Here is a 13,472-nt window from a genome sequence, read left to right as displayed (position 1 = left end):
TGTTACCGTAACCAAAGCGGGTCCGGCATGGGGGGTTGGAGTGGGCGGTGGGGGTCTTCTCCCCCCGGGGCCCCCCCCCCCCCCCCCCCCCGGCGGCGCCCGGGGCGGGGGGGGGGGGCCGCCCCGCCGCTTTTGTGGGGGGGGGCGGGTCACTCGGTCACTGGGCGCTGATGGCCTCCAGCATGTTCTGCCGGGCCGCCCGGCGGGCCGGCCAGAGCGCGGCCAGCACCCCCACGACCAGCGCGATCAGCAGGAACAGCCCGAGCCTGCCCCAGGGCAGCAGCATTTCGTACGTCGGCAGCCCCTGACCGACCAGGTTGCCGCCGGCCCAGGAGAGGAAGATGCCCACGCCGATGCCCAGGACCGCGCCGAACAGCGAGATGACCACCGACTCCAGCCGGACCATCTGCTTGATACCGCTGCGGGACAGTCCGATCGCCCGCAGCATCCCGATCTCGCGGGTCCGCTCGAAGACCGACATGGCGAGGGTGTTGACGACGCCCACCACCGCGATGATCACGGCCATGCCCAGCAGCCCGTAGACGATGTAGAGCAGCGTCTCGATCTGTCCGGCGTTCTCCTTGCGCAGGTCGGCGTGGTCCTGGACCTTCAGCAGCGGACTGTCGCCGAGGGTGTGCCGGATCTGCTTCGCCAGCTCCTCCGTCGCGCCGCCCTGGGTCTTGACCAGCAGCTCTTCGTTCTTCAGCTCGGTCATGTGCGGGTCCACCAGGGCGGTGGCGCCGATGGCGTCGCCGACCACCGGGTTGTCCGCGTAGATGCCGACGATCCGCAGCTTCGCCTTCTTCTTGTCGAAGAACGTGGCGTCCACGGTCTCGCCGGTGTGCCAGCCTTTCTCCTTGGCCGCGGTCTGCGAGATGGCGATGCCGTCGGCTCCGGCGTGCGCCAGCGAACCGCTCGTGAAGTCCAGTTGGGCGAGCTTGCCGATCGTCGCGAGGTCGGTGCCGTTCACGTTCGCATAGTGCTCACCGGACTGGAAGGCCGAGTCGCGCAGCGGAGCCGTCGCCTCGACGCCCGGGAGGTCCGCCACCTTCTGCGACAGCTTGGTGTCCAGACCGGTGTCCGTCGAGGTCGTGACTTTGTAGTCGGCCTTCAGCCCGTTGGCCGTCATCGTGTCCATGGCCTGTTGAGCCGAGTTGCCGACGACCGTCATTCCGGTGATCAGGGTGAGACCGATCATCAGAGCCGAAGCGGTCGCCGCCGTACGGCGCGGGTTGCGCAGCGCGTTCTGCTTGGCCAGCTTGCCGCCGATGCCGAAGAGCCGGGTGGTGAGGACGCCTGCCAGCGAGACCAGGGGCCGCGACAGCAGCGGCGCGAGGATGATGACGCCGGTCATCGTCAGCATCGAGCCCGCCATCGCCACCGGCATGCCGTCGGAGGGCTTGAGGGTGGTGACGTGGAACATGACCGCGACGCCGAGCGCGGTGATGACCCCACCGAGGGAGTTGCGGATCACCAGACTGCGCAGCGCCGGCGGCGCCTCGACGGTGTTGAGCGCCTCCACCGGGGCGATCTTTGCTGCCTTGCGGGACGGCAGCCAGGCGGCCAGTACGGTCACCACGACGCCCACCGCGAGCGAGGAGAGCACCGTGGAGGGGCCGACGATGACCGGCCCGTCCGGGAAGCCCGCGCCATTGGCGTTGAGAATCGCCCGCAGGCCGACTGCGATCCCGGCGCCCAGCGCGAACCCGATGACGGACGCGACCAGGCCCAGCAGGCCCGCCTCGACGAGTACCGAGCGGACCACCTGCCGGCGGGAGGCGCCGACCGCGCGCAGCAGGGCGATCTCCCGGCTGCGCTGGGAGATCAGCATGGTGAAGGTGTTGGCGATGATGAAGATGCCGACGAACAGGGCGATACCGGCGAAGACCAGCAGCGTCTGGCTCAGGGACTTGTTCTGTTCGGTGATCCTCTCGGACTGCTGGGCGGCGAGTTCGGTGCCGCTGGTGGCCTCGGCCCGGTCCTTGGGCAGGAGCTCGCGGACCTTGGCGGTCAGGGCCTGCTGATCGGTGCCGGGCGCGGCCCCCACCACCAGCTCGTCGTACTGCCCGGCGTGCAGATACAGCTTCTGCGCGGTGGCGGTGTCGAAGAGCGCGAGGCTGCCGCCGGAGGTCACCTGCGGGTCTTCGGTGGTGACGATGCCGACCAGCCGCTTCGTCAGCACCGGGCCGTCGGTGGCGAACCGGACGGCGTCGCCGACCTTGTAGCCGGCCGTCTGCGCGGTCGCCTCGTCCAGCGCGATCTCGTCCCCGGCGGCCGGTCCGCGGCCCTGCATCAGCGGGTAGCGGGCGTCGTAGCCGTCCTTGTCCGGCTGGAAGTTGGCGGCGATGTTCTGCCAGTTGTTGCCGATCGGTATGCCGTCCGGTCCGGCGAGCGTTGCCGTGCCGGCGACATCGGGCCGTACGGACTGCACGCCGGGCAGCGCGCGGACCTTGTCCACCAGCCTGTCGTCGAGGACGGTGGTGCGCTTGCCGTCCTTGCCGATCGGCGGGGTGTCGTCGTCGGAGACGGCCTTGACGGAGACGGCCACCCCCTTGAGGTTCTTGGCGGAGGCCTTCTTGATGGCCTCGCCGACGGTGTCACTGAAGATGAGGGTGCCGGCGACGAAGGCGACGCCGAGCAGCACCGCGAGCGCGGTCATCATCAATCGGGCTTTGTGCGCAAGGACATTGCGCAGGGCGGTACGCAGCATGGTGGTGTCCTGGGTCCGGTGGCTCGGGAGGAGGGGCAGCGCCCCGGGGCGGCGCGTGGGCGCCGGCGTCAGCGCGTACGGCCCTTGGCGTCGAACAGCCGCATCCGGTCCAGGACGGTGTCCGGAGTCGGCTCGTACAGCTCCTCGACGATCCGGCCGTCCGCGAGGAAGACCACCCGGTCCGCATAGCCCGCGGCGACCGGGTCATGGGTGACCATCACGATCGTCTGCCCCATCGCCTGCACCGACTCCCGCAAGAAGCCCAGCACTTCGGCGCCGGAGCGGGAGTCGAGATTGCCGGTCGGCTCGTCCGCGAAAATGATTTCCGGCTGAGCGGCCAGCGCCCGGGCGACCGCGACCCGCTGCTGCTGGCCGCCGGAGAGCTGGGCCGGCCGGTGCGCGAGCCGTCCGGACAGGCCGACGGTCTCGATGACGGCGTTGAGCCACTCCTGGTCGGGCTTACGGCCGGCGATGTCCATCGGCAGTGTGATGTTCTCCAGCGCGCTCAGCGTCGGCAGCAGGTTGAACGCCTGGAAGATGAAGCCGATCTTGTCCCGGCGCAGCCGCGTCAGCTGCTTGTCGTTGAGCGACGCCAGTTCCGCATCGCCGATCCGGGCCGAGCCGGACGAGATCGCGTCCAGTCCGGCCATGCAGTGCATCAGCGTGGACTTGCCGGAGCCGGACGGACCCATGATCGCGGTGAACTTGGCCTTGCCGAATTCGACCGAGACGGAGTCCAGCGCGACCACGCGGGTCTCCCCCTGGCCGTAGACCTTGCTCAGATCCGTGGCGCGGGCGGCGACGGCAGCGCCGGCGCGAGCGGGGGCGGGGGAACCGGGAAAACCCGGAAGGGCAGCCGGGTGGGACACGGGGAACTCCTGGAGGGGGACGGAAGTTTCGATGTCCCCATTCTCGAACGTGCAGGTCAGCGGGCACCTCGGCCGCAAGGACCGAAAGCCGCACCGGCCGGAAGTTCCATCACCGCGCCGGGCGTCATTCTCTGGATGGACGGCCGTCCGTCCAGGGGCCGACGGGGTGCCTCAGGGTCACCCGGGGCGTCCCGGGGATGAGGGAGGACCTCCCAGGGGCCGACGGGGTGCCTCAGGGTCACCCGGGGCGTCCCGGGGATGAGGGAGGACCTCAGGGCCGCCGCTCGCCGACCCGGGCCCAGAATTCCGCCAGGATGCCGTCGAGAAAGGCGCGTCCCGCCCTGCCGGATTCCTCGGCGCTCCCCGAGCCGCCCCAGTTGAGCGTCGCGGTCATGGTCGCCTGATACTCGCCGTGCAGCTCCTGCAGGACGGCCTGGAGCTGCTGCTTGGACAGCGGTACGACCTTGCCGACCGGCCGGACGTAGGCCTGCCAGCGGGTGGTGGCGGCGCTGGTCAGCAGGGCGGTCAGCGCTCCGTCCCGGCCGGTGAAGCGGATCAGTGCGGGCAGCGGCAGAGCCATCGCCTCGGCGAGCGCCGCGGCCTGCCGGTCGCTGCCGCTCCACTTCCCGCCGGCCTCCAGGCGCTCGTAGGCGGCCGGGTCCATGCCGATGCGCAGCGCGAGGTCCGCCGGGGCGAGGCCGAGCGTCAGGCGGTACTCGCGCAGGGTGTCCGGTGCGCCGAGCAGATCGCCCGGCGCGCACCACAGGGCACCGGCCAGCGCGGTCAGTTCGGCTTCCGTCGGGGTGCTCTCCCCCCTTTCCCAGGCCGCCACCGCCGCAGGTGAAACGGGTATGCCGAAGGCGGCCCGGATTCCGTAGGCGACATGGGCAGGGGTCATCCCGAGGGCCTCGCGGAGCCGGCGGGCGGCCTCGGCGTGGAAAGGGGGTCTGCGGGGCTCCCCGGTCTGCGTATGCACCGGCACACGGTAAGTGACGGTCCGGCTGCGCACCTATCGTGCGGATGCCCAAGCCCGGGGCTCGTAGGAAACCACCAGCCGGCCGGCTTTGCGTGCGGCCTCGGCTGTTGGGGGCAGGGGGGTGAAGGTGATCTCGTCGGTCAGTCGGTCAGTCGGTCAGTCGGTCGGTCGGTCAGTACCGCCGAGAAGTTGTCCAGCGACGGGACCACCTCGGCAGCCGCACCCGCAGCGTCGCCTCCGCGTCCGGTGACGGGGACCTCGGCAGCCGCAGGCGTCGCCTCCGTGTCCGGCGACGGCGGCGGCGAGCAGATTCAGCGGGGCGGTGGGGCGCACGGCGCGACCGCCAGCCGGCCACGGTGGGCTGCCCGCTGAACGTGCGTCACCGGTCGCAGGCGGTCAAGGGCCCGACCACCGATAGCGCAATTCGGGGCGGCCGACCTGACCGTACTGGGGGGCGCGGGCGGCCCGGCCGCTCTCCACCAGATGTTCGAGGTAGCGGCGGGCGGTGATCCGGGAGATGCCCACGTCGGCGGCCGCCTCGGTCGCCGTCAGCCCGCTCCCGGCGGCCCGCAGCGCATCGGTCACCGCCCGCAGGGTGGCCGTGGTCAGCCCCTTGGGCAGCGCGGCCGGACGCGGTGCGCGCAGCGCCGCGATCGCCCGGTCCACCTCGTCCTGCCCGCTGGCCTCGCCCGTGGTGGCGCGGAACTCCGCATAGCGGGTGAGCCGGTCGCGCAGGGTGGCGAAGGTGAACGGCTTCAGTACGTACTGCACCACGCCGAGCGAGACACCCTCGCGCACCATCGCCAGATCCCGGGCGGAGGTGACCGCGATGATGTCGGCGGTGTGGCCGGCCGCGCGCAGCATCCGCACCAGCTGCAGCCCGTGGCCGTCGGGCAGATAGAGGTCGAGCAGCAGCAGATCGACGGTGTGCGCTTCGAGATGACGGCGGGCGTCGCCGCCGGAGTGCACCGTGCCGGAGACCGTGAAGCCGGGCACCCGTCCCACGTACAGGGCGTGTGCGTCGGCGGCGACCGGATCGTCCTCGACGACGAGGACCCGGATGTCGGGAGGGGTCACCGGGCACATCCTCTCGCGCCGGGACAGGCCGTGCCCCCAGGGCCTGTCTTCAAAGTTCCGCTCATGCCGGCGCCCGTCCGCAGCGGGAGCCGTACGGTGAACCGCGCGCCGCCTTCGGGCGCCCGGTCCAGGGCGACGGTGCCGCCGTTGCGGCGTACCGCCTGCTGGACCAGGGCCAGGCCCAGACCGCGGCCCCGGCCGGGCGTGGCCGTGCTCTGTTTGGTGCTCCAGCCCCGCCGGAAGATCTCCTCGGCGGCGTCCGCGGACACCCCCGGGCCGCTGTCGGCCACCCGCAACAGCAGCTCGCCGCCGTCCGCCCGCGCGGTGACGCGCACCCGCTGCGGCCCGGCGCCGGGGTGCTCCTGGGTGGGCGCGGCGGCATCGAGGGCGTTGTCGAGGAGATTGCCCAGCACCGTCACCAGGTCGCGGGCCGGCAGGCCGGGCGGCAGCAGCCCGTCGTCGATCCGGCTGTCGGGGGTCAGGGTCAGTTCGACGCCCCGCTCGTTGGCCTGCGCGGCCTTGCCGAGCAGCAGCGCGGCGAGCACCGGCTCGGCGACCGCGCCGACGACCTGATCGGTCAGCGCCTGCGCCAGCTCCAGCTCCGCGGTCGCGAACTCCACGGCCTCCTCGGCCCGCCCCAGCTCGATCAGCGAGACCACGGTGTGCAGCCGGTTCGCAGCCTCGTGGGCCTGTGAGCGCAGCGCCTCGGTGAAGCCGCGCACCGAGTCCAACTCCCCGGACAGCGCCTGGAGTTCGGTGTGATCGCGCAGGGTGACCACGCTGCCGCGCCGCTCCCCGCCGGCGACCGGCGCCGAGTTGACCACCAGCACCCGCTCGCGGGTCAGCTGCAGCTCGTCGACCCGGGGACCGGGCGCCAGCAGCGCCTCGGTCAGCGGCTCCGGCAGCCCCAGCTCCGTGACCAGGCGGCCCACCGCGTCCTGTGACAGCCCCAGCAGCTCCCGCCCGCCGTCGTTGATCAGGGCGACCCGGCGCTGCCCGTCGAGCATCAGCAGCCCCTCGCGCACGGCGTGCAGCGCGGCCTGGTGGTACTCGTGCATCCGGCTGAGCTCCGCCGCGTTCATCCCATGGGTGTGCCGGCGCAGCCGGGCATTGATCACATACGTCCCCAGGCCGCCGAGCGCCAGCGCCCCCGCGGCCACGCCCACCAGTGCCAGGATCTGGTTGCGCAGTTGCTCGCTGATCGTCTCGATGGTGATCCCGGAGCTGACCAGGGCCGTGATCCGGCCGCCACGCTGTGGATCACGGACCGGTGCGACGACCCGTACGGACGGTCCGAGCACCCCCAGGTGCGTCTCGGGGAAGACCTTGCCGTGCAGCGCCGGGCCGATGTGCCCCAGGTACTTCTTGCCGATCGCGGACGGCTCGGGGTGCGTCCAGCGGGTCCCGTCCGGGGCCATCACCACCACGAAGTCGACACCCGCATCGTGCCGCAGCCGCTCGCTGTACGGCTGGAGCGCGGCCGTCGGGTCCTTGGTGCGCGCGGCCGCCACCACCGCCGGGGAGTCGGCGACGGCGGTGGCGGCAGCCGTCGCCTGCCGCCGTGCGGTCTCCTCCGCCTGCCGTCCCGCGCTGAGGTACGCAAAGAGCACGCAGCCCACGACGACCACCGCCACCAGCACCACCTGCATGGCGAAGAGCTGCCCGGCGAGGCTGCGGGGACCGCGCAGCCGCCGGGACGGGCGGGGTCGGGGGAGGCGCATACAGAACAGTCTGCACGGTCACTTTCACAACCGTCCGTGCGCTCACTTTTACGTGAACGAAATGTACGCAAGGGTGACGGGCGCCACAGCGGCGTGCATAGTCGCCGGAACTTGTTGTGTGACAGAGCCGCAGATCAGCGCACAGCCGTAGACCGAGGAGGCAGCCGTGGCTGCACAGACCCCGTTGTCCGGGGGCACCACCGAGGAGACCGCGCCGGCGAAGCGGGACCGGACCCACTTCCTCTATATCGCCGTGATCGGGGCGGTCGTGCTCGGCATCATCGTGGGCTTCGCCGCCCCCGGTGTCGCCGTCCAGCTCAAGCCGCTCGGCACCGGGTTCGTGAACCTGATCAAGATGATGATTTCGCCGGTCGTCTTCTGCACGATCGTGCTGGGCATCGGCTCGGTCCGTAAGGCCGCCAAGGTCGGCGCGGTCGGCGGACTGGCGCTCGGCTACTTCATGGTGATGTCCACCGTGGCGCTGGCCATCGGTCTGGTCGTCGGCAACCTGCTGGACCCCGGCTCCGGCCTCCATCTGACCGAGAGCGTCCGGCACGCGGGCCACGCCCAGACCGGGGGTGCCGGGGAGTCGCTGTCCGACTTCCTGCTCGGCATGATCCCCACCACGCTGGTCTCCGCCTTCACCCGGCCCGAGGTGCTCCAGACGCTGCTGGTGGCGCTGCTGGTCGGTTTCGGACTGCAGGCGCTGGGCTCGGCGGGCGAGCCGGTGCTGCGCGGTATCGGGCACCTGCAGAAGCTGGTCTTCCGGGTGCTGTCCATGATCATGTGGGCGGCGCCGGTGGGCGCCTTCGGTGCCATCGCGGCGGTGGTCGGCGAGACCGGCCTGGACGCACTGAAGTCCCTGGCCGTCATCATGATCGGCTTCTACACCACCTGTCTGCTGTTCGTGATCGTGGTGCTCGGCGCGCTGCTCCGGCTGATCGCCGGGGTCAGCATCTTCCGGCTGCTGAAGTACCTCGCCCGGGAGTTCCTGCTGATCCTGTCCACCTCCTCCTCGGAGTCGGCACTGCCCCGGCTGATCGCGAAGATGGAACACCTGGGCGTCAGCAGGCCGGTGGTCGGCATCACCGTCCCCACCGGCTACAGCTTCAACCTCGACGGCACCGCCATCTATCTGACGATGTCCTCGCTGTTCGTGGCCGAGGCGATGGGCAAGCCGCTGCCGCTGGGCCAGCAGGTCTCGCTGCTGGTGTTCATGGTCATCGCGTCGAAGGGCGCGGCGGGTGTCACCGGCGCGGGCCTGGCGACGCTGGCCGGCGGCCTGCAGTCGCACCGCCCCGAACTGGTCGACGGCGTGGGCCTGATCGTCGGCATCGACCGCTTCATGAGCGAGGCGCGCGCCCTGACCAACTTCGCGGGCAACGCGGTGGCCACCGTCCTGATCGGCACCTGGACCAAGGAGATCGACAAGGCCCGGGTGGCGGAGGTGCTGGCCGGGCGGGTGCCGTTCGACGAGAAGACGATGGCCGACGACGCCTCCGCCGAGCCGGCTGCCGCGGAGATCATCGCGCCACGGGACGGCGAGGCGGCGAAGACGTCCGCCAAGGTCTGAGCCCGGACCGCGGGGAGACCGAAGGGGCGGGCGCCGGACGATGCGGCACCCGCCCCTTCGGCGCGACCGGGCGGCACACCGCTGCCCCCCCCGGCGCGGCACGCCCCGCTCGTTGCCCCGCTGAACTGCTGCTGTCTTCTTCTTCGAGGATTCTTCGAGAAGGGGCCGGCAGCCCGCCGCCGTGAGGTGGTCAGGACGGTCGTAGCCAGAGGGTGGCCAGCGGGGGGAGGACGGGGGAGACGGAAGCGGTGCGGCCGTTCCAGGGGGTCGGTTCGGTCTTGAGGGGGTCCGGGTTGGTGATGCCGCTGCCGCCGTAGCGCGGATCGTCGGTGTTGAGCACCTCCCGCCAGGCGGGGATGTGGTCGGGGACGCCGAGCCGGTAGGCATGGCGGACGACGGGGGAGAAGTTGGTGACCGAGATCAGCGGAGAGCCGTCGGCGGCGAAGCGCAGGAAGGAGAAGACATTGTCCTCGCGCGCGTCGCCGTCGATCCAGGAGAAGCCGGCCGGGTCGGTGTCGCGCTCCCACAGTGCGGGGAGGGCGGCGTAGCGGCGGTTCAGCTCACGGACGAGATCGCGTACGCCCCGGTGGTCGGGCTCCGCCTCGTACGACGGATCGAGCAGCCACCAGTCCGGGCCGTGGCTCTCCGCCCACTCCGCGCCCTGGGCGAACTCCTGCCCCATGAAGAGGAGTTGCTTGCCGGGGTGGGCCCACATGAACCCGAGGTAGGCCCGGTGGTCGGCCCGCTGCTGCCACCAGTCACCGGGCATCTTCGACACCAGTGCGCGCTTGCCGTGCACCACCTCGTCGTGGGAGATCGGCAGCACATAGTTCTCGGAGTAGGCGTAGATCATGGAGAAGGTCATCTCGCCGTGGTGGTACTTGCGATGCACCGGCTCCTTGGAGACATAGCCGAGGGAGTCGTGCATCCAGCCCATGTTCCACTTCAGCCCGAAGCCCAGACCGCCGAAGCCGCCGGGGCCCGCATGGTGGGTGGCGCGGGTGACGCCGTCCCAGGCCGTGGACTCCTCGGCGATGGTCACGACGCCGGGGCAGCGGCGGTAGACCGTCGCGTTCATCTCCTGGAGGAAGGCGACCGCATCGAGGTTCTCCCGGCCGCCGTGGACGTTCGGGGTCCAGTCGCCGTCCTCGCGCGAGTAGTCGAGGTAGAGCATCGAGGCGACGGCGTCCACCCGTAGGCCGTCGATATGGAACTCCTCGCACCAGTACACGGCGTTGGCGACCAGGAAATTACGGACCTCGGTGCGGCCGTAGTCGAACTCCAGGGTGCCCCAGTCCGGGTGCGCGGCCCGTGCCGGATCCTGGGGCTCGTAGAGCGGGCGGCCGTCGAACTCCGCCAGCGCCCAGTCGTCGCGCGGGAAGTGCGCCGGCACCCAGTCCATCAGCACGCCGATGCCGGCCCGGTGCAGTGCGTCGATCAGGAACCGGAAGTCGTCCGGGGTGCCCATCCTGGCGGTGGGCGCATAGAACCCGGTCACCTGATAGCCCCACGAGCCGCCGAAGGGGTGCTCGGAGACCGGCATGAACTCGACGTGGGTGAAGCCCAGGTCCTTCACATAGGCGGGGAGCTGCACCGCGAGCTGGCGGTAGGTGAGGCCGGGGCGCCAGGAGGCCAGATGCACCTCGTAGACGGAGAACGGCGCCTCGTGCACGGGCCGTTCACCGCGCCGGGCCATCCAGTCGGCATCCGTCCAGCGGTAGTGCGAGGCCTCCACGACCGAGGCGTTGGCGGGCGGGCATTCGGTCCGCCGGGCCATCGGGTCGGCGCGCAGGGTCCGCGAGCCGTCCGGCCGGGTGATCTCGAACTTGTAGAGCTCGCCCTCGCCGACGCCCGGCAGGAAGAGCTCCCAGACGCCCGAGGAGCCCAGCGAGCGCATCGGGTGACCGGTGCCGTCCCAGTAGTTGAAGTTGCCGACGACCCGCACGCCCTGGGCATTGGGCGCCCAGACCGTGAAGCAGGTACCGGTCACCCCCTGGTGCTCCGTGATCCGCGCGCCGAGCGCCTGCCACAGCTGCTCGTGCCGGCCCTCGGCGAGCAGATGCAGATCCAGCTCGCCGAGCGCGGGCAGGAAGCGGTAGGGGTCCTGCACCGTCAGGGCGTTGTCGCCGTAGTCGACCAGCAGCTCGTAGTCCGGGATCGTGCGCAGCGGCAGCACCCCGGCGAACAGCCCGTCGCCCTCGGCGGGCAGGTCGGCGCGCAGTCCCTTCGCCAGGACCGTGACGCCCCGGGCGCAGGGCCGAAGGACCCGGATGAGCAGTCCGCCGCGCACCGGGTGGGCACCGAGCAGCCCGTGCGGATCGTGATGGGCACCGTCCAGGAGCCGGCCGCGGTCCTCGTCGGACAGCGGCGCGGCGGGCCGGACCCCATGGCTGCCGGCTCCCGACGGCGTCGCACGGGACGGGCCCGCGGGCGCGGCCGCCCGGCCGGGCGCCGCCACCCCCCGGGGAACGGACGGCCGGGTGGGCGGGGCACCGGCCGCCGGACCGGCGAAGGTGCCCCGCGCGGCCACCGCGGGTGCGACGGCCGGCGGCCGGGGCGTCGCCGGGTGGCCGGACCGCCCCGCCGCGCTGTCGTCGGCCGCGCCCGGAGCGGGCGCGGTGTCGGGGGTGGTGGGACGGGACGGCGGGCGGGCGGTCACGAGAGGCCTCCTCGGGGCGGGGCGGGGCGGGGCTGGGTGATGCAGGGGCGGTGCGTCGGTCGGGTCTCGGGGCATACGGCATACGGGCGTACGGCATACGGGCGTACGGGCGGCGGATCGGCGGTTCGTCTGCGGCCCCTCACCCCCGGCCGTGGTCGGACCCGGTGGACCCGGCGGACCGGGACGGCCCGGCCCCGTCCGCCCCCACGGCCGGCTCCCCGCCGGCCGCCAGCCGCCGGATGGCGGCCATCGGGACGGACAGCCAGTCGGGCCGGTGCCGGGCCTCGTAGAGCACCTCGTAAACGGCCTTGTCGGTCTCGTAAGCGCGCATCAGTTCGGGTGCCGAGCGCGGATCGAGCCCGCCGGCCTCCGCATAGCCCCGGCAGTAGGCGTCACGGGTGCGCCGGGCCCACTCCAGCGACCAGGGGTCCCCGCCGGCCGGGCCGCTGCGCGCGGCATAGTCGAAGGACCGCAGCATCGCCGCGATATCCCGCACCGCCGGCTGGAGGCGGCGCCGCTCGGCCAGCGGGCGGGCCGGTTCGCCCTCGAAGTCGATCAGCGACCAGCGGCCCTCGTCGGCGGAGCGCAGGGTCTGGCCCAGGTGCAGATCGCCGTGGATGCGCTGGGCGGCCCAGCTGCGCCCGTCGTGACCGATCGCGGCCAGTGCGTCGAAGGCGGTGCGCAGCCGGGCGCGGTAAGGCTGCAGTACGGGCACGGCGCGGGTGGTGGCGTCCAGCCGCTCGTGCATCTGGGCGGCGATCACATCGAGCTGCGGGCGGCGCAGCTCGGTGGTCGGCAGCGTCTGGGCGAGCGCGGTGTGCACCTCGGCGGTGGCATGGCCGAGCGCCCGCGCCGAGCCGGTGAAGTCGGCGCGGACGGCGAGCGCATTCAGCGCCAGTTGCCAGCCGTCCGCCGAGCCCGGCAGAAACGGCTGCAGCACGCCCAGCGTCGTCGCCTCGCCCCCCTCCTCGGCGGCCGCCGACTCGTACCAGGCGGCGGGCGCGGGCACCCGCGCACACTTGGCGTCCGCCAGCGCCCGCGGCAGCTCCAGATCCGGATTGATCCCCGGCTCGATCCGCCGGAAGACCTTCAGGATGAAGGAATCCCCGTAGACGATCGAGGAGTTGGACTGTTCGACGGCGATCGGCCGGCCCGGCAGTCCGGAGGGGATCTCGGCATCGGGCTCCCGGCGAAAGCGCAGCGCCCCGAGCCGGCCCGGCACCCGCAGCCGCTCCAGCAGCAGCCCGCACAGCCGGTTGTCGAGCAGTGCGTCATAGACGGTGCGACCGCGCAGCGGACCGCCGCCGGGGCGGCCGATCACCGCCGGCGCCAGCTGCGGCGGCAGCGCCGGATGGACCCCCAGCAGAAGTTGGTAGCAGTCGCCGCCGAGGGGCGTACGGCTCGGTGGCGCGCTCTGCTGGGCGCGGACGAGCAGGAGCAGCAGGCCGGGTGCGCTGCCGTCGGTGCACGGCAGCAGTTCGGTCGCCGAGAGCAGCGTGAAGCCGGTGATCAGCCGCCCCTTACCGGCGAACCAGCGCTGGCACGGTACCCATTCGGCGAGCAGGGGTGCCAGCGAGGAGAGCAGATCGGGGGCGGCGGCGAGCGGGCGGTGATCAGGGGTGTTGCGGCTGGCACGGGTCGAGGCGGTGTCCGACATGGCGTCGCGTCCTTTCCCCGGGCACACGACATATAGGGCAAAGTGTCCCGGAATACGGCCTTGACTGTGCGATGGCGCGGTGGGGGTACCCCCAGACGGAGGCTGCTGGTGGTGCACCCGGACGGACTCCGGGGGCGGGCACCGGGCGAGCTCGTCCGCAGGCAGCGGCGATTCCGGCGTGCCCTGCTCCGCTGCGCGGCGGGTTCCCTCCCGAGCCGGGGGGACCGACG

The 13,472-nt window shown here is 72.1% G+C and carries 8 protein-coding genes; 1 reads left to right on the top strand and 7 read right to left on the bottom strand.

Annotated elements, in window-relative coordinates:
- Positions 1–157: 157 nt before the first annotated feature.
- The 5 genes from ACF088_RS01435 to ACF088_RS01415 all read right to left on the bottom strand — a co-directional run bounded on the left by ACF088_RS01435 (position 158) and on the right by ACF088_RS01415 (position 7,353).
- Complete coding sequence (locus ACF088_RS01435) at positions 158–2,710, bottom strand: ABC transporter permease (protein ID WP_392373340.1); 2,553 nt, start codon at positions 2,708–2,710, stop codon at positions 158–160.
- Positions 2,711–2,778: 68 nt separating this feature from the next.
- Positions 2,779–3,579 carry an ABC transporter ATP-binding protein gene (locus ACF088_RS01430; protein ID WP_392373339.1) on the bottom strand — a complete coding sequence of 267 codons (801 nt, stop codon included), beginning with the start codon at positions 3,577–3,579 and terminating at the stop codon, positions 2,779–2,781.
- A gap of 271 nt (positions 3,580–3,850) precedes the next feature.
- Positions 3,851–4,561 (bottom strand): helix-turn-helix domain-containing protein, encoded by a 711-nt coding sequence (locus tag ACF088_RS01425; protein WP_392373338.1) that lies wholly within the window; start codon positions 4,559–4,561, stop codon positions 3,851–3,853.
- Between the two features lie 390 nt (positions 4,562–4,951).
- Positions 4,952–5,641 (bottom strand): response regulator, encoded by a 690-nt coding sequence (locus ACF088_RS01420; RefSeq protein ID WP_392373337.1) that lies wholly within the window; start codon positions 5,639–5,641, stop codon positions 4,952–4,954.
- Positions 5,629–7,353, bottom strand: coding sequence for an ATP-binding protein (locus ACF088_RS01415; RefSeq protein ID WP_392373336.1), 1,725 nt, complete (start codon positions 7,351–7,353; stop codon positions 5,629–5,631). The genes ACF088_RS01420 and ACF088_RS01415 overlap by 13 nt, the downstream gene beginning before the upstream one ends.
- Before the next feature lie 166 nt (positions 7,354–7,519).
- Between ACF088_RS01415 and ACF088_RS01410 the strand changes: the two genes are divergently transcribed.
- Positions 7,520–8,926 carry a cation:dicarboxylate symporter family transporter gene (locus ACF088_RS01410; RefSeq protein WP_392373335.1) on the top strand — a complete coding sequence of 469 codons (1,407 nt, stop codon included), beginning with the start codon at positions 7,520–7,522 and terminating at the stop codon, positions 8,924–8,926.
- A 190-nt stretch (positions 8,927–9,116) separates the two neighbouring features.
- On the opposite strand, the gene glgB is transcribed toward ACF088_RS01410, so the two are convergent.
- Complete coding sequence (gene glgB / locus ACF088_RS01405; protein ID WP_392373334.1) at positions 9,117–11,585, bottom strand: 1,4-alpha-glucan branching enzyme; 2,469 nt, start codon at positions 11,583–11,585, stop codon at positions 9,117–9,119.
- Between the two features lie 139 nt (positions 11,586–11,724).
- Positions 11,725–13,242, bottom strand: coding sequence for a maltokinase (locus tag ACF088_RS01400; protein WP_392373333.1), 1,518 nt, complete (start codon positions 13,240–13,242; stop codon positions 11,725–11,727).
- Positions 13,243–13,472: the final 230 nt, after the last annotated feature.

Origin of the sequence: Streptomyces sp. NPDC015125 (genome assembly GCF_043080045.1) — a bacterium.
Lineage (GTDB): Bacteria > Actinomycetota > Actinomycetes > Streptomycetales > Streptomycetaceae > Streptomyces.
The sequence above is the reverse complement of the archived record's forward strand: the minus strand, read 5'-3'. Positions and strand labels throughout refer to the sequence as shown.

Excerpts from the sequence above, each read along its gene's own strand:
- ACF088_RS01435 (WP_392373340.1), bottom strand. The coding sequence starts at position 2,710 with ATGCTGCGTACCGCCCTGCGCAATGTCCTTGCGCACAAAGCCCGATTG.
- ACF088_RS01420 (WP_392373337.1), bottom strand. The coding sequence starts at position 5,641 with ATGTGCCCGGTGACCCCTCCCGACATCCGGGTCCTCGTCGTCGAGGAC.
- ACF088_RS01415 (WP_392373336.1), bottom strand. The coding sequence starts at position 7,353 with ATGCGCCTCCCCCGACCCCGCCCGTCCCGGCGGCTGCGCGGTCCCCGC.
- ACF088_RS01400 (WP_392373333.1), bottom strand. The coding sequence starts at position 13,242 with ATGTCGGACACCGCCTCGACCCGTGCCAGCCGCAACACCCCTGATCAC.